This window comes from Pseudomonas sp. USHLN015 (genome assembly GCF_037153275.1).
Taxonomy (GTDB): Bacteria; Pseudomonadota; Gammaproteobacteria; order Pseudomonadales; family Pseudomonadaceae; genus Metapseudomonas; species Metapseudomonas tohonis.
This window is the reverse complement of the sequence record NZ_JBBCKP010000001.1, coordinates 60,976-81,295: the sequence shown is the minus strand read 5'-3', so window position 1 is coordinate 81,295 and position 20,320 is coordinate 60,976. Positions and strand designations below refer to the sequence as shown.

Sequence of the window (20,320 nt, the reverse complement as noted above, 5' to 3'; positions counted from 1 at the left end):
TCAGCCCTCGCGATGCGGCGTGGCGAAGTCGACCTTGGGTGCGACCGAGACCTCCGCCTCGTTGGCGACGCTGAAGTTGGCCTTGGGCTCGTAGCCGAACGCCATGGCGGTCAGGTTGCCGGGGAACTGGCGCACCAGCACGTTGTAGGCCTGCACGGCCTTGACGTAGCGCGAGCGCGCCACGGTGATGCGGTTCTCGGTGCCCTCCAGCTGCGCCAGCAGGTCCTGGAACAGCCCGTCGGCCTTCAGCTGCGGGTAGTTCTCGCTCACCGCGAGCAGGCGCGAGAGCGCGGAGCTGAGCTGGCCCTGGGCGTTCTGGAAGTTCTTCACCGCCTGCTCGTCCGTGAGCTGGCCGGCGTCGAGGTGGACGCTGCCGACCCGCGCGCGGGCCTCGCTGACCTGGGCGAGCACGGCCTGTTCGTGGGCCGCGTAGCCCTGCACGGTGCTGACCAGGTTGGGGATCAGGTCGGCGCGGCGCTGGTACTGGTTGAGCACCTCGGCCCAGTCGGCCTTGACCTGCTCGTCGGCGCTCTGCATGGCGTTGTAGCCACAGCCGCTGAGCAGCAACAGGGAAATCAGGAGGATGGCGAATCGAGGCATGGGAGTTTTCTCGTCCATGAAAAACACGCATTAGTACAGGCGATGCGCCCGACGGACAATCGTGGCCATTGGCCGATGTGCCGATTGCCACGTTTTTGGCGGCCATGGACGCCGAACGTCGGAATCACCAGGCTCTACGCTCACCCTTCGTCCTTGGAGCCCCCATGACCCTCGCCTACTGGTGCGTGCTGATCGCGCTGTTCCTGCCCTACCTGTCCACCGCTGCGGCGAAGTTCACCGGAGGCGACTTCGGCCCTCGGCAGAACCATGATCCGCGCACCTTCCTCGCCGGGCTCGAAGGCTGGCGCAAGCGTGCCAACAACGCCCAGCTCAACGCCTTCGAGGTCACCCCGGCATTCGCCATCGCCGTGGTCATCGGTCATCTCGCCGGGGGTGCCGAGCAGGGGACGCTGGATGCCCTGGCCATCGCCTTCGTGGCCAGCCGCATCGCCTACTTCATCTGCTACCTGGCAGACTGGGCGGCGTTGCGCTCGCTGGTCTGGTTCGCCGGCATGGGGCTGATCGCCAGCTTCTTCTTCGTCGCTGCCTGATCGGTCGCGCCGGGGCTCAGCGTTGCAGCTGCGCCTCGGCGGCGTTCAATTCGCGACGGGCCTCGGCCAGCTTGGCCTCGCGCTTGGCGATCTTCTCCACGTCGCCCTTGGCCCGGGCTTCGCGCAGGTCGGCTTCGCGCTCCCGGACCTCGGCGCGGTGCTTGGCGATGGCGTCCTCGCGCTGCTGGCGCAGGCCGGCGTCGGTGCAGTGGGCCGTCACTTCGTCCAGGGCCTTCTGCAGGCCCGCGACCTGTGCATCGTTGCCGTGGACGCGCGCCTGTTCGATGCGGGCTTCGAGGGCCTGGCGCTTCGCCGCGCAGCCGGTGGGCGGCGCCTCGGCCGCGTGGGCGATGCCCGCCAGGGCCAGGCCGGCGGTGAGCAGCAACAGCGTGGGAAGGTGCATGGGTTCGCCTCGTTCGGGTGGTTTCGGTCGTCGTCCAGTGTGGCCGTGAATGACTGCTCGTGCCTGGCTGATCGGGCTTTCAATGATCTGCGACAAACTGTCGCCACCCTTGGTATTTGCCGGGCATCTATCGATACTGTGCGCCCCGCCCGTCGCAGTACCCCGTGATCCGCCATGAAAAGAACGACCGTCCTGACCCTGCTTTGCGCCTGCCTGACTCTCGCCGCCTGCGGTGGCGTCGACCCCAATTCGCCGCTGGGCAAGCGCCAGGCGATCTTCAAGCAGATGCTGCACACCAGCGAGGATCTTGGCGGCATGCTGCGTGGCCGCGTCGAGTTCAACGAGCAGAAGTTCGCCGAGAACGCGGTGAAGCTCGACCAGCTGTCCCATGAGCCCTGGCAGCACTTCCCCAAGGTGCGTGACGAAGGCGACAGCGACGCCCGTGATGACGTCTGGCAGCGCCAGGAGCGTTTCCAGAGCCTGGCCCGCGAGCTGGAAGCCGCTACCGGTCAACTGGCCGCCGCCACGGCGAAGCGCCCCCTGGACCCGGACGCCATGGCTCCGCTGGTGCAGAAGGCCGAGGACGCCTGCGAGGCGTGCCACAAGGAATTTCGCGCCTACTGAGGCGCGGCCCCGAAGCCATCCACCTGCGCTTTCGCCAGGCGCTCTTGCAGCGCCTGGACTTCCGGGTGGTGGAAAAACGCCCGCAGCTGTCGCGCGCGCTCGGGCCCCAGGCCTGGCACGGCTTGCCATTGCGCCTCCGAGCGGCCGGCCAGTTTCTCCCAGCCGCCCTTCAGGTCGGCGTTGCCGCTGGGCGGCAGGCCGAGGGCTATCAGCCAGCGGGCGAAGGGTTGCCGCCTGGCTTCGGTCGCCGCCTCCCGGAAGCGCCGGGCATTGCGTTGAGCGAAGCCCGGTAGCCTGGCCAACTCTTCTTCTTCCAGCTCCAGCCAGTCCAGCAGGCCGTCCATCCTGCCGGCCGCCAGTAGCCGCTCCCAGGTACCGCGGCCGACGCCGCGCATCGCCAGGCCACCGCTGCCGGACAGCCACTCCAGGCGTGCACGGAACTGCGCCTCGCAGCCGGGCGTCGGGTGCCAGCAGCTCAGGGCGTGCAGGGCGGTCGGGTCCGGCACCTCCAGTTCCACGCGCTCGCCCGCCCGCAGCACCACCGACTCCAGGCGCGGGATGGTCAGCCCGGCCAGGGCGACGGCGACCTGGTCGCCGGGGCGGATATCCAGCTCGCGCCAGTGCTCCAGGGAGCCCAGGCTGACCCGCTGGATGCGCCGGTCCTCCAGGGTCACCGGCGAGAGCAGCAGGCGCGGGGTGATGCGCCCGGTGCGACCGACGAGGAATTCCACCCGCCGCACCTCGGCCAGGGCCTGGGCGAAGGGGTACTTCCAGGCGATGGCCCAGTGCGGCGGTCGTGCTTCCCAGTTGCGTGCGGCGGGCACCACACCCTGGCGGACCACCACGCCATCGCTGGCGAAAGGCAGGCCGCTGCGATACCAGTGCTCGCGCCAGTGCGCCACCTGGTCGGCGCTTCGCACCGGCAGGGTATGGCGCTGGGTGTCGGCGAAGCCCAGGCGGGTCAGCCCGTCCAGGCGTTGCAGCATGCCCCCGGGGCCGCCGGGCCAGTCCCAGACGAACAGCCCGATGCCGCGCGCCTCCTCATCCCCCAGGTGCTGCCTGGCCATCAGCCCGGCGACCCTGCCCCGGGCGCCGCGCCCTCCGGCCTGTGCCTGCACGTGCCCGGGCAATGACCAGTAGAGCTCGCCCTGCAGCACCAGGTCGCCCGGGTCGGCGAGGCGCTCGGGGATGGCCGGGATGCGCCGGGCGTTGGCCGTCCAGTCTTCGCCGCGCTCGCCATCACCGCGGCTGATGGCTTGCTGCAGGCGGCCGCCGCGGTAGACCAGGGTCACCGCCACGCCGTCCACCTTGGGCTGCACCCAGAGGTCGTCGCGGCCGCGCATCCAGGCGCGCAGCGCCTTGGCGTCCTCCAGCTTGTCGAGGCCGGTCTGGGCGACGGGGTGCGTGTGCTTGCCGCCTACCGTCGACAGGGGCTGCGTTTCCTGCGCCTCGGCCTGGGGGAAGCACTGGCGCAGTTCGGCGAAGCGCGAGCGCACCTGGTCATAGATCTCGTCGGGGACCGGCGAGAGGCGGTCGCGGTGGTAGCTGTGCTCCCAGCCCGACAGCTGTTCATGCAGGGCGTGCAGCTCGCGCTTGGCGCGGGCATCGCTCCAGGGCGGGCAATCGCCAGCGGCCAGGGCGAGGCCGGGCAGGCAGAGGGCCAGGGCGAGCAGGTGGGTAGACAGGGGGTTGGGCATGCGGGCCTCCGTGCGAACGATCCGGGCTCCATGCCCGGGGGACGCAGGAATACACCCTGGGCGGCGTCATCGCGCTCGCGAACCGCCGGGGCCCTGGGCGGGACCTTGGCAGGTGGGAGGGCGTTGCGGCGCCGGGGTGGGCAGGTGGCTGGCAGGGGCGGGGGCGGCTGCCCTGTGCTGCGACGGCAAGGGGGAATGCGCCAATGCGATGGATTCGACGGGCTGGTGCTGCGTGCGGGAAGGGGGGAGGGCGACGGCGTCCTACAGGAAGGGCCGACTCTCGCCGGCCCCCCTCTACTCAGCCCTTGTTGGCTTGGTCGAGCTTCTCGCAGCCTTCGGACAGCTGCTTCTCGGCCTTGTCGGCCACCGAGCCGAGCAGGCTGGCGCCCAGGCCGTTCTGTTCCTTCTTGGCCTCGTCCAGCTTGGCCTGTGCTTCCGCGCTCTTTTCCTCGCAGCCCTTGTTGAGCTTGTCGCCAAGGGGGTTGCCCAGGTCGACGGCCTGCGCCTGGACGGCGAACAGGGCTGCGAAGAGGGCGGCGGGAAGAATGGAGGTGATGCGCATGGGTATCTCCTTGGGCTCCAGCGCCAATGCTTGCTCGCCCCGGGCGCTCGAGTCATCCGTGAGGGAGGGGCGAGAGGGCGCGGATTCTAGCAGCGGCGCCCCTTTGGAGGGGCAGGGGAAAGCTCGACCGATTCACGAATGCGGCGAATGGCCATTCCCCAGGCGTTGCGACTAGCTGTTGTGCCTAGGACCAGGCCGCACGTTACAGGCCGGGTTCTGGGCTACGCAGTCGAACTGGAGGCTGGTAGCATCGCGCTCTTTCTCACAGGGAGTGGCAAATGGCTACGATAGGCTTTTTCCTCGCTTTGGCCGGCTGGATCTGGTCGGTGGCGCGAGGTATCCAGGTTTCCATGCTTTGCGCGGTGTTCAACTTCATCTTCCCGCCGATCTCGCAGATCATCTTCGCGGTCAACGAGCCGGTACAGCGCTCTCCGTTGCTGATCATGGCCGCTGGCCTGGGGCTGATGTACCTCGGAGGCGGCCTGAAGATTTCGTAAGCGCGATAGCGTCTCACCCAAGAGAAAGCCCCGCATCTGCGGGGCTTTCTCGTATCGCGTGGACCTTACAGGCCGGCGGCAGCACGCAGGGCGTCGACCTTGTCGGTCTTCTCCCAGGTGAAGGTGCTGAAGGTGTCGTTGCCGACGGTCTTCTGCTCCGGGGTACGGCCGAAGTGGCCGTAGGCCGCGGTGTCGCGGTACATCGGGTGGAGCAGGTCGAGCATCTTGGTGATCGCGTAGGGACGCAGGTCGAACACGTCGCGCACCAGCTTGATGATCTTCTCTTCGGCGATCTTGTGGGTGCCGAAGGTGTTGATCGAGATGGAGGTGGGCTCGGCCACGCCGATGGCGTAGGAGACCTGGATCTCGCAACGCTCGGCCAGGCCGGCGGCGACGATGTTCTTGGCCACGTAGCGGCCGGCGTAGGCGGCGGAGCGGTCGACCTTGGACGGGTCCTTGCCGGAGAAGGCGCCGCCACCGTGGCGGGCCATGCCGCCGTAGGAGTCGACGATGATCTTGCGGCCGGTCAGGCCGCAGTCGCCCACCGGGCCACCGATCACGAAGTTGCCGGTCGGGTTGATGTGGAACTGGGTGCCCTTGTGCAGCAGTTCGGCCGGCAGGGCGTGCTTGATGATCAGCTCCATCACCGCTTCGCGCAGGTCAGGCAGCGAGACCTCGGGGTTGTGCTGGGTGGACAGCACCACGGCGTCGATACCGACGACCTTGCCGTTCTCGTACTGGCAGGTGACCTGGGACTTGGCATCCGGGCGCAGCCACGGCAGCAGGCCGGACTTGCGGGCCTCGGCCTGGCGCTCGACCAGGGCGTGGGAGAAGCGGATCGGGGCCGGCATCAGCACGTCGGTCTCGTTGCTGGCGTAGCCGAACATCAGGCCCTGGTCGCCGGCGCCCTGGTCTTCCGGCTTGGCGCGGTCGACACCCTGGTTGATGTCGGGGGACTGCTTGCCAATGATGTTCATCACGCCGCAGGTGGCGCCGTCGAAGCCGACGTCGGAGCTGGTGTAGCCGATGTCGCAGATGACGTCGCGGACGATCTGCTCGAGGTCGACCCAGGCGCTGGTGGTGACTTCGCCGGCGACGATGGCGACGCCGGTCTTGACCAGGGTTTCCACGGCCACGCGGGCGTGCTTGTCCTGCTCGATGATGGCGTCGAGGACGGCATCGGAGATCTGGTCGGCGATCTTGTCCGGATGGCCTTCGGACACGGACTCGGAGGTAAAGAGGGAGTATTCGCTCATCTAACGGTTCCTTTAATACCGGTGGGTGAGGTCGCTTCGCGAATCCGGCTTGGCGAAGTGCCGTACCTGAATCTGAAAGCCGTTTCTTAAACCAATGTAGAGGCTCTCGCCGGGCGCAAGCCCTGCTGCGGCGGCCCACTGGGCCAGGTCGTCCTGTTCGAAGCCGAGCCAGAGATCGCCGCAGGCCTCCCTGGCCCAGCTCTGGTTGTGGCTGCACAACTCGGTGATCAGCAGGCTGCCACCCGGAAGGAGGTGGTGGGCCAGCTGCTTCAGGGCCTCGGCCGGGGCGGCGAAATGGTGCAGGACCATGTTCAGCACCACGCAGTCGGCGGCCTCGTGTTCGTCATCCAGGGCGTCGGCGAGCTTGAGCTCGACATTGCCCAGTCCTTCGGCAGCGCAGCGGTTGCGTGCCAGATCCAGCATCGCCGGGCTGTTGTCCAGCGCGGTGACGCGGGCGAAGCGCCGGGCCAGGTCGGGGAGGAAGCCCCCGTCGCCCGGGCCCACTTCCAGCGCGCAGGCGCTGGCCGGCAGGTTCAGCGCGTCCAGCAGGGCCAGCACGCTGTCGCGGTACTGCGGCAGGCCGGCGATCAGGTCCTGCTGGGCCTGGAACTTCTCCGCCGAGCGGGCGAAGAACTCGCGGCTCACCGCCTCGCGCTGGGCATGGACCTCGGCGATCCGCGCCTGCACCTCCAGCGGCAGATGCAGCGCATCGACCTCCTCCAGCAGCGCCCCGTGCAGGGTGCCGCCCAGGCGATCGCCCTGGGCGATGGCGCGGCGATAGAAGATCGCGTTGCCTTCGCGGCGCGTGGCCACCAGCCCGGCCTGGGACAGCACCTTGAGGTGGTGGCTCATGCCGGACTGGCCGATGGCGAAGATCTGCGCCAGCTCCAGCACCCCGAACGAATCGTTGGCCAGGGCGCGCAGCACGTTCAGGCGCAGCGGGTCGCCCCCGGCCTTGCACAGGGCGGCCAGCTCGTCGCAGTCGTCGTGGCGGATCTGGGGTACGCGCAGGTTCATAGGTGGCGCAGTCTAGTCCCCGCTCCTGCGGCTCGCAACGGCAATATCAAAAAGTTTTGATATTGCCGATGGGTGGTTATTTTTTGTCCAGGATCATCGCGAGGAAGGCGGCCGGCGCGGGGCTCAGGGTGCGCGTGGGGTGCCAGAGCAGGTGCATCTCGCGCTCGATATGCAGGTCGTGCACCTCGAGTGCCAGCAGGCGGCCGGCGGCGAGATCGTCCTCGATGACCCGCTGCGACAGCCAGGCGATGCCCTGGCCGTCGCGCACCAGGCGTTTCAGCGCCTCGGTGCTGGCGATGGCCATGCGCGGGCGTGCCTCCAGGCCCTGGCGGGCGTAGGCCTGCTCGATGCTGGCGCGGGTGCCGGAGCCTTCCTCGCGCAGGTACAGCGACTGGTCGGCCAGCTCGGCCGCGTGCAGGCGGCCCCGGGCCGCCAGGGGGTGGCCGGGACCGCAGACGGGCAGCAGGCGGTCGCGCTCCAGGAGGCTGAAGGCATGGCTCGCGCGATCGAAGTCGCCTTCGACGAAGCCCAGGGCGATGCGTTCGTCGGCCAGTGCCTGGGTGATCTCACGGGTGTTGCTCACCTGCAGGTCGACGCGGATCTCCGGATGGCGGGCGTGGAAGCGGGCGATCAGGTCGGGCAGCAGGTAGCTGCCCAGGGTGGCGCTGGCGCCCAGGCGCAACTCACCGTCATCGAGCCCGGCGAAGCTGCGCAGGTCCGCTTCGGCCGCCTGTTCGAGGGCGAAGATGCGTTGTGCATAACGGTGCAGGCGCTGGCCGCCTTCGGTGAGGGTCACGCCGCGTGGCTGGCGATCGAAGAGGGTGATTCCCAGGCGCGCTTCCAGCTCGCGCACTTCGCGGGTGACCGCCGGCTGGCTGATGTGCAGGCGCTCGGCGCCGGCGCTGATGCTGCCGCTCTCGGCGACGGCGAGGAACACCTTGAGGTGATGGAGATTCATAAATGAAATGCATGCCTTGCATATCTAGGATGTATTTTTCGTATAGCACGCCCGGGGTTTACCGTGCAGTCATCTTCTGCAACGGGTCCACCCGACCGGAGCCATCATGCCTCGTCCCCTTTCCCGACTCGTCGAACCGCGCGCCCTGGTTCGCCACTTCATTCCCGGCTGGTTCGCCGTGACCATGGGCACCGGCGTACTGGCGCTGGTGCTGGGCGCCCTGCCCTGGCAGGTGCCGGCGCTGCACCGCCTCGGCGAGGTGCTGTGGCTGTTCAATGCCCTGCTGTTCGCGGCCTGCGCCGGGCTGTTCGTGGCCCGCCTGCTGCTGCACCCGGATACCGTCGCGCCGATGCTGGCGCACCCGGTGCAATCGATGTTCCTCGGCGCCATCCCCATGGGGCTGGCGACCCTGGTCAACGGCCTGGTGCTCTATGGCGGTCCGCGCTGGGGGGAGACCGCCCATGCCGTCGCCCACGCCCTCTGGTGGCTGGATGTGGCGCTGGCCCTGGGGGCGGCGCTGCTGGTGCCCTACCTGATGTTCACCCGCCAGGAGCACGCGCTGGAGAAGCTCACCGCCGTCTGGCTGCTGCCCATCGTCGCGCCCGAGGTGGCGGCCGCCAGTGCCGGCGTCATCGCCCCGCACCTGGAGGCCGGCGATGCCCGCCTGCTGCTGGTGATGGGCTACCTGCTGTGGGGCCTGTCGATGGCCCTGGCCTTTTCCCTGATCACCCTGGTGCTGCTGCGCCTGGCACTGCACAAGCTGCCCGATACCGATTTCGCCGCCACCAGCTGGTTGCCCCTGGGGCCGCTGGCCACCGGGTGCCTGGGGCTGCTGGCGCTGGGCCGCGCCGCGCCCGCTGCGTTCGCCGGCTCGCCCTTGCAGGGCGTGGCCGAGCTGCTGCCGGCCATCGGCCTGGTGGGCGGCCTGGTGCTCTGGGGGGCGGGCCTCTGGTGGCTGGTCACGGCCTGCCTGTTCACTCGTCGCTACATCCGCCAGCGCATGGCCTTCAACCTCGGCTGGTGGGGCTTCACCTTCCCGCTCGGGGTGTTCGCCCTGGCGACCTTCGAGTTGCAGCGCCAGACCGGCCTGGCGTTCTTCGGTGCCATCGGTGCCCTGCTGGCGCTGCAACTGGCCACCGTCTGGGTCCTGGTGATGCGTCGCACCCTGGCCGGTATCTGGCATGGCGAGCTGTTCCGCGCGCCCTGCCTGTGCGCCCTGGCGGGCCCGGCGCGGGGTTGAAAACGGGCGGCGGCGCATCTTCGACCATCTGTCATTGCCCGAAGCCTGCCCGCTGGGCGAAAATAGCCGCCTTTTTTCGTTCAGCGTCTTTTCAGACCCGCAGGAGATCAGCGATGCCCAGCCGTCGTGAGCGTGCCAATGCCATTCGTGCCCTCAGCATGGATGCGGTGCAGAAAGCCAACAGCGGCCACCCCGGCGCCCCGATGGGCATGGCCGATATCGCCGAAGTGCTGTGGCGGGATTACCTGCAGCACAACCCGAACAACCCGCAGTGGGCCGACCGCGACCGTTTCGTGCTGTCCAACGGCCACGGCTCGATGCTGATCTACTCGCTGCTGCACCTCACCGGTTATGACGTCACGGTCGATGACCTGAAGAACTTCCGCCAGTTGCACAGCCGCACCCCGGGCCACCCGGAATACGGCTACACCGCCGGCGTCGAGACCACCACCGGCCCGCTGGGCCAGGGCATCGCCAACGCCGTGGGCTTCGCTCTCGCCGAAAAGGTGCTGGGTGCGCAGTTCAACCGTGAAGGCCACGAGATCGTCGACCACTACACCTACGCCTTCCTGGGCGACGGCTGCATGATGGAAGGCATCTCCCACGAGGTCTGCTCCCTGGCCGGCACCCTGGGCCTGGGCAAGCTGATCGCCTTCTACGACGACAACGGCATCTCCATCGACGGCGAGGTCCATGGCTGGTTCACCGACGACACCCCGAAGCGCTTCGAAGCCTACGGCTGGCAGGTGATCCGCAATGTCGACGGCCATGACGCCGACGAGATCCGCACCGCCATCGAGACTGCCCGCAAGAGCGCGCAGCCGACCCTGATCTGCTGCAAGACCATCATCGGCTTCGGTTCGCCCAACAAGCAGGGCAAGGAAGAGTGCCACGGCGCTGCCCTGGGCAACGACGAGATCGCCCTGACCCGCGCCAACCTGGGCTGGAACCACGCGCCCTTCGAAATCCCGGCCGACATCTACGCCGAGTGGAGCGCCAAGGAAGCCGGCGCCGCCCGTGAAGCCGCGTGGAACGAGCGCTTTGCCGCCTACGCCGCCGCCCACCCCGAGCTGGCCGCCGAATTCCAGCGCCGCATCAAGGGCGAGCTGCCTGCCGACTTCGCCGAGCAGGCCGCCGCCTACATCGCCGAAGTCGCCGCCAAGGGCGAGACCATCGCCAGCCGCAAGGCCAGCCAGAACGCCCTGAACGCCTTCGGCCCGCTGCTGCCCGAGTTCCTCGGCGGCTCCGCCGACCTGGCCGGCTCCAACCTGACCCTGTGGAAAGGCTGCAAGGGCGTCTCCGCCGAGGATGCCGCCGGCAACTATCTGTTCTACGGCGTCCGCGAGTTCGGCATGAGCGCCATCATGAACGGCGTCGCCCTGCACGGCGGCTTCATCCCCTACGGCGCGACCTTCCTGATCTTCATGGAATACGCCCGCAACGCCGTGCGCATGTCCGCCCTGATGAAGCAGCGCGTGCTCTACGTCTTCACCCACGACTCCATCGGCCTGGGCGAGGACGGCCCGACCCACCAGCCCATCGAGCAACTGGCCAGCCTGCGTTCGACCCCGAACCTGGACACCTGGCGCCCCGCCGACGCGGTGGAATCCGCCGTGGCCTGGAAGGCTGCCATCGAGCGCAACGACGGCCCGAGCGCGCTGATCTTCTCCCGCCAGAACCTGCCCCACCAGGCGCGCGATGCGGCCCAGCTGGCCAACATCGCCCGTGGCGGCTACGTGCTCAAGGACTGCGACGGCGAGCCCGAGCTGATCCTCATCGCCACCGGCTCCGAAGTCGGCCTGGCGGTACAGGCCTTCGAGCAACTGAGCGCCGCCGGCCGCAAGGTGCGTGTGGTCTCCATGCCGTCCACCAGCCTGTTCGACCAGCAGGATGCCGCCTACAAGCAATCCGTGCTGCCGCTGGAAGTCGGTGCGCGCATCGCCATCGAAGCCGCCCACGCCGACTACTGGTACAAGTACGTGGGCCTGGAAGGCCGCGTGATCGGCATGACCAGCTTCGGCGAATCCGCCCCGGCCCCGGCCCTGTTCGAACACTTCGGCTTCACCGTCGAGAACATCGTCGCCACCGCTGAAGAATTGCTGGAGGACTGACGCCAGCTGCAAGCTGCAAGCCTCAAGCGGCAAGCGAGAGCCCCTTTGCCGCCGCGTGACTTGCAGCTTGCCGCTTGCGGCTTGCGGCTATGTCCAATCCTCGTTTCCGCGTTGCCCTGAACGGCTACGGCCGTATCGGTCGTTGCGTCCTGCGTGCGCTGCATGAGCGTGGCGGGCGTGATGGCTTCGAGATCGTCGCCCTCAATGACCTGGCCGACCAGGCCAGCATCGAGTACCTGACGCGCTTCGACTCCACCCATGGCCGCTTCCCGGGGGACGTGAAGGTCGACGGCGATTGCCTGCACATCAACGGCGACTGCGTGAAGGTGCTACGCAACCCGGCGCCCGAGGGCATCGACTGGGCGGCGCTGGGCGTCGACCTGGTGCTCGAGTGCTCCGGCCAGTACACCAACCGCGCCCAGGCCGAGCGCTTCCTGCGCGCCGGCGCGCCACGCGTGCTGTTCTCCCAGCCGATGGCCAGCGAGGCGGACATCGACGCCACCATCGTCTACGGCGTCAACCAGGACAGCCTGGTGGGCACCGAGACACTGGTCTCCAACGCCTCCTGCACCACCAACTGCGGCGTGCCCTTGCTGAAACTTCTCGACGAGTCCGTGGGTCTGGAATACGTCTCCATCACCACCATCCACTCCGCGATGAACGACCAGCCGGTAATCGACGCCTATCACCATGAGGACCTGCGCCGCACGCGCTCGGCCTTCCAGTCGGTGATCCCGGTCTCCACCGGCCTGGCCCGGGGCATCGAGCGCCTGTTGCCGGAACTGACCGGGCGCATCCAGGCCAAGGCCATCCGCGTGCCGACGGTGAACGTGTCCTGCCTGGACATCACCCTGCAGACCGCCCGCGACACCAGTGCCGCCGAGATCAACCGCGTGCTGCGCGAGGCCGCCGAAAGCGGCCCGCTCAAGGGCCTGCTGGCCTACACCGAGCTGCCCCACGCCAGCTGCGATTTCAATCACGATCCCCATTCCGCCATCGTCGACGGCAGCCAGACCCGCGTGTCCGGGCCGCGCCTGGTCAACCTGCTGGCCTGGTTCGACAACGAGTGGGGCTTCGCCAACCGCATGCTCGACACCGCAGGCCACTACCTGCGGGTTTCCGCTGTTTCCACAACATCCAGCCCCGTGAAGGACTGACCCCATGACCGTGTTGAAAATGACCGACCTCGACCTCCAGGGTAAGCGCGTACTGATCCGCGAAGACCTCAACGTCCCGGTGAAGGACGGTGTCGTGAAGAGCGATGCGCGCATCCTCGCCTCCCTGCCGACCATCAAGCTGGCACTGGAGAAGGGCGCGGCGGTGATGGTCTGCTCGCACCTGGGTCGTCCCACCGAAGGCGAGTTCTCCGACGAGAACAGCCTCAAGCCGGTCGCCGACTACCTGGCCAAGGCCCTGGGCCGCGACGTGCCGCTGGTGGCCGACTACCTGGACGGCGTCGACGTCGCCCCCGGCCAGGTGGTGCTGTTCGAGAACGTGCGCTTCAACAAGGGCGAGAAGAAGAACGCCGACGAGCTGGCGCAGAAGTACGCCGCGCTGTGCGACGTGTTCGTGATGGACGCCTTCGGCACCGCCCACCGCGCCGAGGGCTCGACCCACGGCGTGGCCAAGTTCGCCAAGGTCGCCGCCGCCGGCCCGCTGCTGGCCGCCGAACTGGACGCGCTGGGCAAGGCCCTGGGCAATCCGGCCCGCCCGATGGCCGCCATCGTCGCCGGCTCCAAGGTCTCCACCAAGCTCGACGTGCTCAACTCCCTGAGCCAGATCTGCGACCAGCTGATCGTCGGTGGCGGCATCGCCAACACCTTCCTCGCCGCGGCCGGCTACAAGGTCGGCAAGTCGCTGCACGAGGCCGACCTGATCGACACCGCCAAGGCCATCGCCGCCAAGGTCAGCGTGCCGCTGCCGGTGGACGTGGTGGTCGCCAAGGAGTTCGCCGAGACCGCCGAGGCCGCCGTCAAGCTCATCGCCGACGTGGCGGATGACGACATGATCCTCGACATCGGCCCGCAGACCGCCGCCCAGTTCGCCGAGCTGCTGAAGTCGTCGAAGACCATCCTCTGGAACGGCCCGGTCGGCGTCTTCGAGTTCGACCAGTTCGGCAACGGCACCCAGGTGCTGGCCCAGGCCATCGCCGAGAGCCCGGCCTTCTCCATCGCTGGCGGTGGCGACACCCTGGCGGCCATCGACAAGTACGGCGTCGGCGAGCGCATCTCCTATATTTCCACTGGCGGCGGCGCTTTCCTCGAATTCGTCGAGGGCAAGGTCCTGCCGGCCGTGGACGTGCTGGAACAGCGCGCCAAGGCCTGAAATAGCGGCTAAACCATGGCGGCGGCCCGTGGTCCCTTGAACAGGACCCGAGAAAAGGAGTTGCCGCCATGCGTACCAACCTGATCCTGCTGTCGTTGTTCGCAATGCTCACCGGTTGTGCGGGTGGTTCTTCCCCCGCCACCTGCGAGGTGATGAGCCCGCCCCAGGTCGTCCTGCCGCAATCCCAGGACGACCAGCGCGTCGAGGCCCAGAGCAGCGGTGATCCGACCGTCAACGGCAGCCAGGAACGGCACTGTCCATGACCCTCGATGGGTGAACGGCCTTCTGGCCAAGGGAGTGAAAGGATGAAAGGCATGTTCGCCCTTGCGGCGCTGTTGGCGCTGGGCGGTTGTGCGGGCGCCCAGGCGCCGGCCGACGACTGGACCCGCTGGGTCTGCGACAGCCAGGCCGAGGTGCTGTGGCGCTTCGTCGACGCCGACCGGGAGCAGGTGGACCTGCGCCTGGGCGGCGGCGATATCGTCTACCGCCTCAAGCAAGAACCTTCGGGGTCCGGCGCGCTCTATAGCGACAGCCGCCTGGCCTTCCACACCAAGGGTGACGAGGGGCTGGTGTACTGGGTCGCCACCGATGACCTGATCGGTCGCGGCTGCAAGGCGCCCTGAACCGGCGCCGATGATTGCACCGGGCCGGCGTCATCGCCGGCCGGTTTTTACGGGAGGACGCTCGCCGTCCTTCATGGAACTTGAACCTGGCCTGCCCCTGCGGCAGGCTTCGCATTTCGAATGCCCACCCACTCGGGAGACTGAAACACCATGGCACTCATCAGCATGCGCCAGATGCTGGACCACGCCGCCGAATTCGGCTACGGCGTACCGGCCTTCAACGTCAATAACCTGGAACAGATGCGCGCCATCATGGAAGCGGCCGACAAGACCGATTCCCCGGTGATCGTCCAGGCTTCCGCCGGTGCCCGCAAATACGCCGGCGCGCCCTTCCTGCGCCACCTGATCCTGGCGGCCATCGAAGAATTCCCGCACATCCCGGTGTGCATGCACCAGGACCACGGCACCAGCCCGGACGTCTGCCAGCGCTCCATCCAGCTGGGCTTCTCCTCGGTGATGATGGACGGCTCCCTGCGTGAAGACGGCAAGACCCCGGCCGACTACGAATACAACGTCCGCGTGACCCAGCAAACCGTGGCCTTCGCCCATGCCTGCGGCGTGTCGGTGGAAGGCGAGCTGGGCTGCCTGGGCAGCCTGGAAACCGGCATGGCCGGTGAAGAGGACGGCGTCGGTGCCGAGGGCGTGCTGGACCACAGCCAGCTGCTGACCGACCCGGAAGAGGCCGCGGACTTCGTCAAGAAGACCCAGGTCGACGCCCTGGCCATCGCCATCGGCACCAGCCACGGCGCCTACAAGTTCACCAAGCCGCCGACTGGCGACGTGCTCTCCATCGAGCGCATCAAGGAGATCCACAAGCGTATCCCCAACACCCACCTGGTGATGCACGGCTCCTCTTCGGTGCCGCAGGAGTGGCTGAAGGTGATCAACGAATTCGGCGGCGACATCAAGGAGACCTACGGCGTGCCGGTCGAGGAGATCGTCGAAGGCATCAAGCACGGCGTGCGCAAGGTCAACATCGACACCGACCTGCGCCTGGCCTCCACCGGTGCCATCCGCCGCATGATGGCCGAGCAGCCGAGCGAGTTCGACCCGCGCAAGTTCTTCGCCAAGACCATCGTCGCCATGCGTGATATCTGCATCGCCCGCTACGAAGCCTTCGGCACCGCCGGCAACGCCTCGAAGATCAAGCCGATCTCCCTCGAAGGCATGTACCAGCGCTACGCCAAGGGCGAGCTGACCGCCAAGGTCAACTGAGTTCTGGCGCTGTAAACGGAAAGCCCCGCATTCGCGGGGCTTTCTGCTTTCCGGGGCCTGGAACCCGCATGCGGCGTCCTTACTGGGCGGTGCTGGTCGCCAGGGCCCGGTGCTCGAGCTTCAGGTTGTAGAAGGTGGCGCTGCCGGCTTCGGTGGCCTCGCCGACGTTGTCCTGGGCATAGACCCCGGCCTTGAAGTACAGCGGCTTGGGCGCCCAGGTGGGGTCCAGTTGCTGGGTGAACATCGTGCTGTTGACCAGGATGCTCAGCTGCCCGGTGGGCGACATGTTGATGACGTAGGTGAAGCGCTGGTTGAGCTTCACGCCGCTGAGCAGGGTGACCACCGCACCGTCCGCGTCGCTCGGGGTGTTGCGCACCTTGGCGACGATGTTGCCGGTGCCGGTCTTGGTCTTGAACTGGTACTCCAGCTTGAGCAGCGGGCTGGTGCTGCCGTAGGCATGGATCTGACCGATCACGATCTTGCCCGTGGACGGGACCTGGCCGACCGCCAGGTTGGCGCTCATGTAGTTGTCGGCGGCGCCGTAGGTCCAGTTGCGCAGCTTGCCATCGGCGTAGGTTTCGCGCAGCTCGCTGCGCGGGTAGACGGCGTTGGCGGTGGCGCTGCCGTTCACCGGGGTCCAGAAGAACAGGGTGCCGTTGGCCGCCTTGAAGTAGTTGTCCTGATAGCCACCCATCAGGGCGGGGGTTTCGATGGTCACCGAGGGGCTGCCGACGGGGATGGTGAGGTTCCAGGTTCCAAGATCGATCATTTTGACTGAGTTCTCTAAGAGAACTTTCAGTCGGGTGCTATCTCATCCACGAGACGTAATCACTTACTTCGGCATCCGGCCAACTGCACACGAACTAAAAGTGAAAGCTAGGTAATGGCAGGGGGCTGCCGTGTCGTCCGAAGGCATTTACGCCGTCTCGCGGAACGCTTTATAGGGTTGCGCAAGCCCCTTGTTAATCACCGATCGTCGCCGTCGGACCTGTCAAAAAGCCGTCTGGAACGGGCTTTGCCATCAAGGTGCAATCGCCAAAACTAACCAGGTGGTTCATGTCCGGAATGCCGCCCTCAGGTGGAATGCGGCTTGCGCCGAATCATTGGCGTCATTTTTCTGTAAGCGCAGCGGCAGACCCGTTTCGCTGGGGGCGGGCAGGTGCTGGGAGGGCATCCGATGAACGGTCGCCGGGCTTCTGCCGCTGCGCTGACAGGCTGCGTCGCAAACTGTCACCGGCGGTAGAATGCGGGCTTTCTCCCGGCCACATCGATCCCCCATGAACCCGCTCCGCTACATCCAGTCCTACCCCGCCCACCTGCAGGAGCAGATCCGCCTGCTGGTCGAGCAGCGCCGCCTGGGCGAATACCTCGCCAAGCGCTACCCGGATCGTCATGAGGTGCAAAGCGACAAGGCCCTCTATGGCTACACCAACGCCCTGCGCCAGGAGCACCTGCGCAATGCACCGGCCATCGACAAAGTGGTCTACGACAACAAGCTGGACGTCGTGCAGAAGGCGCTCGGGCTGCACACGGCGATCTCCCGGGTGCAGGGCGGCAAGCTGAAGGCGAAGAAGGAGATCCGCGTGGCCTCGCTGTTCAAGGAGGCGGCGCCGGAATTCCTGCGGATGATCGTGGTGCACGAGCTGGCGCACCTGCGCGAGCGCGACCACAACAAGGCGTTCTACCAGCTCTGCGAACACATGCTGCCGGGTTATCACCAGTTGGAGTTCGACCTGCGCCTGTACCTGATCCAGCGTGAGCTGGAGGCAGGGAACTGAAGGGGAATGGGTGGGGGCGGGAGGGAGAGTGTCATGCCCAACCCCAGCTGTGGAGGGCTGCAGGATGAGCGCAGTCCTGAGGCGGGCATGACGGGACCGACTATACCCATGCGCCCCGTGTGGTCGATGTAGGCCCCATCCCAAAGGCTCCGCCGAATGCTCCGGCGAGGTCCCCCGTACCTGCTCGCGTACGCCGGAAAAAGCCTGCTAGGCTCTCCCCATCCCTGTCGTCGAGTATTCGCGGGCATGAGCCGCTACCTACGGATGTTGTGTCCAGTGCTGCTGTGCCTGGCGTTCGCGCCATCCGCGCCGGCCCGCGAATGGCTGGCCGTGGGGGCCGAGTTCCCGCGCCTGTTCGGGCAGACGGTGGAAGGTCGTTTCATCGGCCTCGGCCCTGACGTGCTGCGCGAGGTGGTGCAGCGCATGGGCGACTCGGTGCGCTTCGAACTCTACCCCTGGGCCCGGGCGCAGAAGATGGTGGCGCAGGGGCGCGCGGACATCCTCATAGGCCCCTATCGCACGCCGGAGCGCGAGGGACTGTTCCTCTTCAGCCAGCGCCCCTTCTACCGCGACCGCATCGTGTTCTTCGCCCGTTCCGGCCTTGCCGTGACCTGGCAGGGCGACTATGCCGCCCTGGCCGGCAGGCGCGTCGGGGTCATCCGGGGCTGGACCTACGGGCCGCGCTTCGACCGGGGCCGTCAGGCGATGGACCTGCACAGCATCGAGAGTGTCGACAACGCCCTGCGCATGCTGGTGATGGGGCGCATCGACCTGCTGGCGAGCAACGAGCGCAATACCCGGCCGCGCATCGACGCCCTCGAACACGGCACGGTCAGCCAGTTGCAACCGATCATCGACACCCAGGACGGCTACTTCGCCTTCCCCAGGACCGATGAACATGCCGCCTTGCGCGAGGATTTCGACCGCGCCTTCGCCAGCCTGATCGCCGAGGGTCGGCTGAACACGCTTGCCGTGCGCCAGGGGGTCACCATTCCCTGAGAGGTTTCACGGATCGTTGCGTGGCTGGGCCCGGAACTGCGCGTCGATGTCCCGCTTCAGGCGCTGGACCAGGTGCAACGCTTCGGCTTTGCCGCAGGTTGCTGAGAAGGGTATGCCGGCGGTTTCCAGGATGGTCTGGCGGGTGCGTTGATCGAAGATGAGCACATGCAGGCTGCGATCGCTGTCCATGTGCCCGGAGAACCCAAGTGGCAGCAACTGGGTACGCATGTAGTCCAGGGTTCTGGACAGTCGTTCGGTGTTCACGGGAATGGCCTCGGCGCTATGGATCGGGAAGGTGGACGGTATCCACCAACCGAGTGGAACCTGCCGGTAGGCGTTCGGTTCCCCGCGCCTGCGTGTCGCTCGTCGGCGGAGTGGTACGGCACTGTCTGCCGGCAGCGCCGATGGCTACACTGGCACAAGGCCATGTGGGGACTGTCGTGAGTACTGAAGAGTCGGGTTATTCGATCTATAGGCGTCTGGTTTCGCAATTGATGAACGGTGAAGAGCAGCTCCCCAGCCTGCCCATGATCACCATGGAGATCCGCCGGGCCCTGGCCAATCCGGATGCCAGCACCTCTTCCCTGGCGCGGGTCATCAACAAGGACCCGGCGCTCAGCGCAACGCTGGTCAAGCACGCGGCCAGCACGCGCCTGCGCACCGCCTTGCCGCCCAAGACCCTGGAGGACGTGATCCGCACCCTGGGCATGCTGGAGGTGGACCGCATCACCATGGTCCACAGCATCAAGAGCCTGTTCACCCTGCACAGCGCCTCGCACAAGAAGCTCTTCGTCGACACCTGGAGCCGCCTGGCCCGGCGCGGCAGCATCAGCGCCGTGCTCGCGCGCCTGCTCGGGCACGCCTCTTCCGAGCACGTGCTGCTGGCCAGCGTGCTCAGCGACATCGGTGCCCTGGCGATCCTTTCCGCGTTCAAGGACGCCCAGCAGATCCCCTCGCCCGAGCTCTACTCGCGCCTGTGCCGGGAGTACGGCAAGTCCCTCGGCGTCATCGTCCTGAAGAAGTGGGCGGTGGACGACAGCTATATTGCAGTGGTGCGCGGCCTGGGCGCCTGGGACGAATCCAGCGGCCCCGGCGTCGAGCTCGTCGACCTGATCAACCTCGGCCTGTTCCACGCGCTCCGCGAGGCCGGGCCCACCGCCCTGCTGCCGCCGCTGCGGGAGTTGGCTGCCTATCGCAAGTTGCAGCCGCCCCTCAACGCCCTGGACCCCAGCGGCAATGGCCTGGCCTTGGTAGCCAGCCAGCGTGCCGAGATCCAGCGGGTGGAGTCGCTGCTCCAGTAGTTGCACCGTTCGGGTGCGTTGCCTTCCCGTCGCAGGGCCGCTGCGGGGTTCCGCTGGCCGGAGAGCCTCGTGATGCGCCGTGCGCAGCCTTCCCGGCGGCATCGGCGTTCTTGGGTACCACCCCGGGTTCGGCTTTTGCATGATGCAGGCTTTCGGCCTACCCGCCGATCCGGGTCCAATGAGGTGTCGTCATGACAGCATTACTCACGCCGGGCGTGCGCCTGCTCGAAGGGTTCAGCTTCGCGCGCAAGTTCCAGCTGCTCTTCCTCCTGTTCATCCTGCCGCTGGGCTATGCCCTGTGGGTGATCACCGCGTCCTACCTGGACCGCCTCGGCCTGGTCGATGGCGAACTCAGCGGCATGCGGGTGATCGCCACCCTGGCCGACGCCCAGCACGAAGTGGGCGCCCAGCGCCTGCTGCTGGCCCGCTGGAAGGGCACCGAGGACGCCGCCAAGGCGCAACTCGAACAACGCGGCGGCCGCCTGCAGGAAGCCCTGGCCAAGGTCGAGGCGCAGTTGCAGGCGGAGGGGCTCGGCGAGCAGAGCCGCAAGCTGTTCGAGGAG

At 67.4% G+C, this 20,320-nt stretch carries 22 protein-coding genes; 13 read left to right on the top strand and 9 right to left on the bottom strand.

Annotation, left to right across the window (positions count from 1 at the left end; translation table 11 throughout):
• Complete coding sequence (locus tag WFQ67_RS00350) at positions 1-600, bottom strand: LemA family protein (RefSeq protein ID WP_213627976.1); 600 nt, start codon at positions 598-600, stop codon at positions 1-3.
• Between the two features lie 164 nt (positions 601-764).
• Between WFQ67_RS00350 and WFQ67_RS00345 the strand changes: the two genes are divergently transcribed.
• Positions 765-1,151, top strand: a complete 387-nt coding sequence (locus WFQ67_RS00345; protein ID WP_173175016.1) for an MAPEG family protein — start codon at positions 765-767, stop codon at positions 1,149-1,151.
• A 16-nt stretch (positions 1,152-1,167) separates the two neighbouring features.
• Here WFQ67_RS00345 and WFQ67_RS00340 read toward each other — a convergent pair whose 3' ends face one another.
• Positions 1,168-1,554, bottom strand: coding sequence for a DUF1090 domain-containing protein (locus tag WFQ67_RS00340; RefSeq protein WP_271104562.1), 387 nt, complete (start codon positions 1,552-1,554; stop codon positions 1,168-1,170).
• Positions 1,555-1,728: 174 nt separating this feature from the next.
• On the opposite strand from WFQ67_RS00340, the gene WFQ67_RS00335 reads away from it, so the two are divergent.
• A complete protein-coding gene (locus WFQ67_RS00335) occupies positions 1,729-2,178 on the top strand; it encodes a c-type cytochrome (protein ID WP_173175012.1) in 450 nt (149 codons plus the stop codon).
• Here WFQ67_RS00335 and ligB read toward each other — a convergent pair.
• Positions 2,172-3,875, bottom strand: a complete 1,704-nt coding sequence (ligB, locus tag WFQ67_RS00330) for an NAD-dependent DNA ligase LigB (protein ID WP_337055906.1) — start codon at positions 3,873-3,875, stop codon at positions 2,172-2,174. The genes WFQ67_RS00335 and ligB overlap by 7 nt on opposite strands.
• Positions 3,876-4,173: 298 nt before the next feature.
• Positions 4,174-4,437: a hypothetical protein gene (locus WFQ67_RS00325; RefSeq protein WP_173175008.1), complete on the bottom strand. Its 264-nt coding sequence runs from the start codon at positions 4,435-4,437 to the stop codon at positions 4,174-4,176.
• Positions 4,438-4,715: 278 nt separating this feature from the next.
• On the opposite strand from WFQ67_RS00325, the gene WFQ67_RS00320 reads away from it, so the two are divergent.
• On the top strand, positions 4,716-4,934 hold the full coding sequence (locus WFQ67_RS00320) for a hypothetical protein (protein ID WP_337055904.1): 219 nt from the start codon (positions 4,716-4,718) through the stop codon (positions 4,932-4,934).
• Positions 4,935-4,999: 65 nt separating this feature from the next.
• Here WFQ67_RS00320 and metK read toward each other — a convergent pair whose 3' ends face one another.
• The 3 genes from metK to WFQ67_RS00305 form a co-directional block, all read right to left on the bottom strand.
• Positions 5,000-6,190 (bottom strand): methionine adenosyltransferase, encoded by a 1,191-nt coding sequence (gene metK / locus WFQ67_RS00315; RefSeq protein WP_173175006.1) that lies wholly within the window; start codon positions 6,188-6,190, stop codon positions 5,000-5,002.
• Positions 6,191-6,202: 12 nt separating this feature from the next.
• Entirely contained in the window at positions 6,203-7,207 is a 1,005-nt protein-coding gene (locus WFQ67_RS00310) for an ArsR/SmtB family transcription factor (protein ID WP_213627982.1), read from the bottom strand.
• A gap of 76 nt (positions 7,208-7,283) precedes the next feature.
• Complete coding sequence (locus tag WFQ67_RS00305; RefSeq protein WP_337055903.1) at positions 7,284-8,165, bottom strand: LysR family transcriptional regulator; 882 nt, start codon at positions 8,163-8,165, stop codon at positions 7,284-7,286.
• A 106-nt stretch (positions 8,166-8,271) separates the two neighbouring features.
• Here WFQ67_RS00305 and WFQ67_RS00300 point away from each other — a divergent pair, with 106 nt between their 5' ends.
• The 7 genes from WFQ67_RS00300 to fba all read left to right on the top strand — a co-directional run bounded on the left by WFQ67_RS00300 (position 8,272) and on the right by fba (position 15,679).
• The gene (locus WFQ67_RS00300; protein ID WP_213627986.1) at positions 8,272-9,405 is read left to right on the top strand and encodes a TDT family transporter; all 1,134 of its coding nucleotides are present in this window, start codon (positions 8,272-8,274) and stop codon (positions 9,403-9,405) included.
• Positions 9,406-9,518: 113 nt separating this feature from the next.
• Positions 9,519-11,516, top strand: coding sequence for a transketolase (gene tkt / locus WFQ67_RS00295; protein ID WP_213627988.1), 1,998 nt, complete (start codon positions 9,519-9,521; stop codon positions 11,514-11,516).
• An 89-nt stretch (positions 11,517-11,605) separates the two neighbouring features.
• Positions 11,606-12,673 carry an erythrose-4-phosphate dehydrogenase gene (epd, locus tag WFQ67_RS00290; protein ID WP_337055902.1) on the top strand — a complete coding sequence of 356 codons (1,068 nt, stop codon included), beginning with the start codon at positions 11,606-11,608 and terminating at the stop codon, positions 12,671-12,673.
• A gap of 4 nt (positions 12,674-12,677) precedes the next feature.
• Positions 12,678-13,841, top strand: coding sequence for a phosphoglycerate kinase (locus WFQ67_RS00285; RefSeq protein WP_337055901.1), 1,164 nt, complete (start codon positions 12,678-12,680; stop codon positions 13,839-13,841).
• A 68-nt stretch (positions 13,842-13,909) separates the two neighbouring features.
• Positions 13,910-14,104 carry a hypothetical protein gene (locus tag WFQ67_RS00280; protein ID WP_213627994.1) on the top strand — a complete coding sequence of 65 codons (195 nt, stop codon included), beginning with the start codon at positions 13,910-13,912 and terminating at the stop codon, positions 14,102-14,104.
• Between the two features lie 42 nt (positions 14,105-14,146).
• Positions 14,147-14,464, top strand: a complete 318-nt coding sequence (locus WFQ67_RS00275) for an MliC family protein (RefSeq protein WP_173174991.1) — start codon at positions 14,147-14,149, stop codon at positions 14,462-14,464.
• A 150-nt stretch (positions 14,465-14,614) separates the two neighbouring features.
• Positions 14,615-15,679 carry a class II fructose-bisphosphate aldolase gene (fba, locus tag WFQ67_RS00270; RefSeq protein ID WP_173174988.1) on the top strand — a complete coding sequence of 355 codons (1,065 nt, stop codon included), beginning with the start codon at positions 14,615-14,617 and terminating at the stop codon, positions 15,677-15,679.
• Positions 15,680-15,758: 79 nt separating this feature from the next.
• Here fba and WFQ67_RS00265 read toward each other — a convergent pair whose 3' ends face one another.
• Entirely contained in the window at positions 15,759-16,448 is a 690-nt protein-coding gene (locus WFQ67_RS00265) for a polysaccharide lyase family 7 protein (protein WP_213627996.1), read from the bottom strand.
• Between the two features lie 508 nt (positions 16,449-16,956).
• Here WFQ67_RS00265 and WFQ67_RS00260 point away from each other — a divergent pair.
• Positions 16,957-17,457: a M48 metallopeptidase family protein gene (locus WFQ67_RS00260; RefSeq protein WP_213627998.1), complete on the top strand. Its 501-nt coding sequence runs from the start codon at positions 16,957-16,959 to the stop codon at positions 17,455-17,457.
• Between the two features lie 246 nt (positions 17,458-17,703).
• Positions 17,704-18,456 carry a substrate-binding periplasmic protein gene (locus WFQ67_RS00255; protein ID WP_213628000.1) on the top strand — a complete coding sequence of 251 codons (753 nt, stop codon included), beginning with the start codon at positions 17,704-17,706 and terminating at the stop codon, positions 18,454-18,456.
• Between the two features lie 6 nt (positions 18,457-18,462).
• Here the strand turns inward: WFQ67_RS00255 and WFQ67_RS00250 are convergent, their stop codons facing one another.
• Complete coding sequence (locus WFQ67_RS00250) at positions 18,463-18,720, bottom strand: DUF1652 domain-containing protein (protein WP_213628002.1); 258 nt, start codon at positions 18,718-18,720, stop codon at positions 18,463-18,465.
• A gap of 230 nt (positions 18,721-18,950) precedes the next feature.
• Here WFQ67_RS00250 and WFQ67_RS00245 point away from each other — a divergent pair, with 230 nt between their 5' ends.
• Entirely contained in the window at positions 18,951-19,757 is an 807-nt protein-coding gene (locus tag WFQ67_RS00245) for an HDOD domain-containing protein (protein ID WP_244862971.1), read from the top strand.
• The last annotated feature ends 563 nt before the right edge of the window (positions 19,758-20,320 follow it).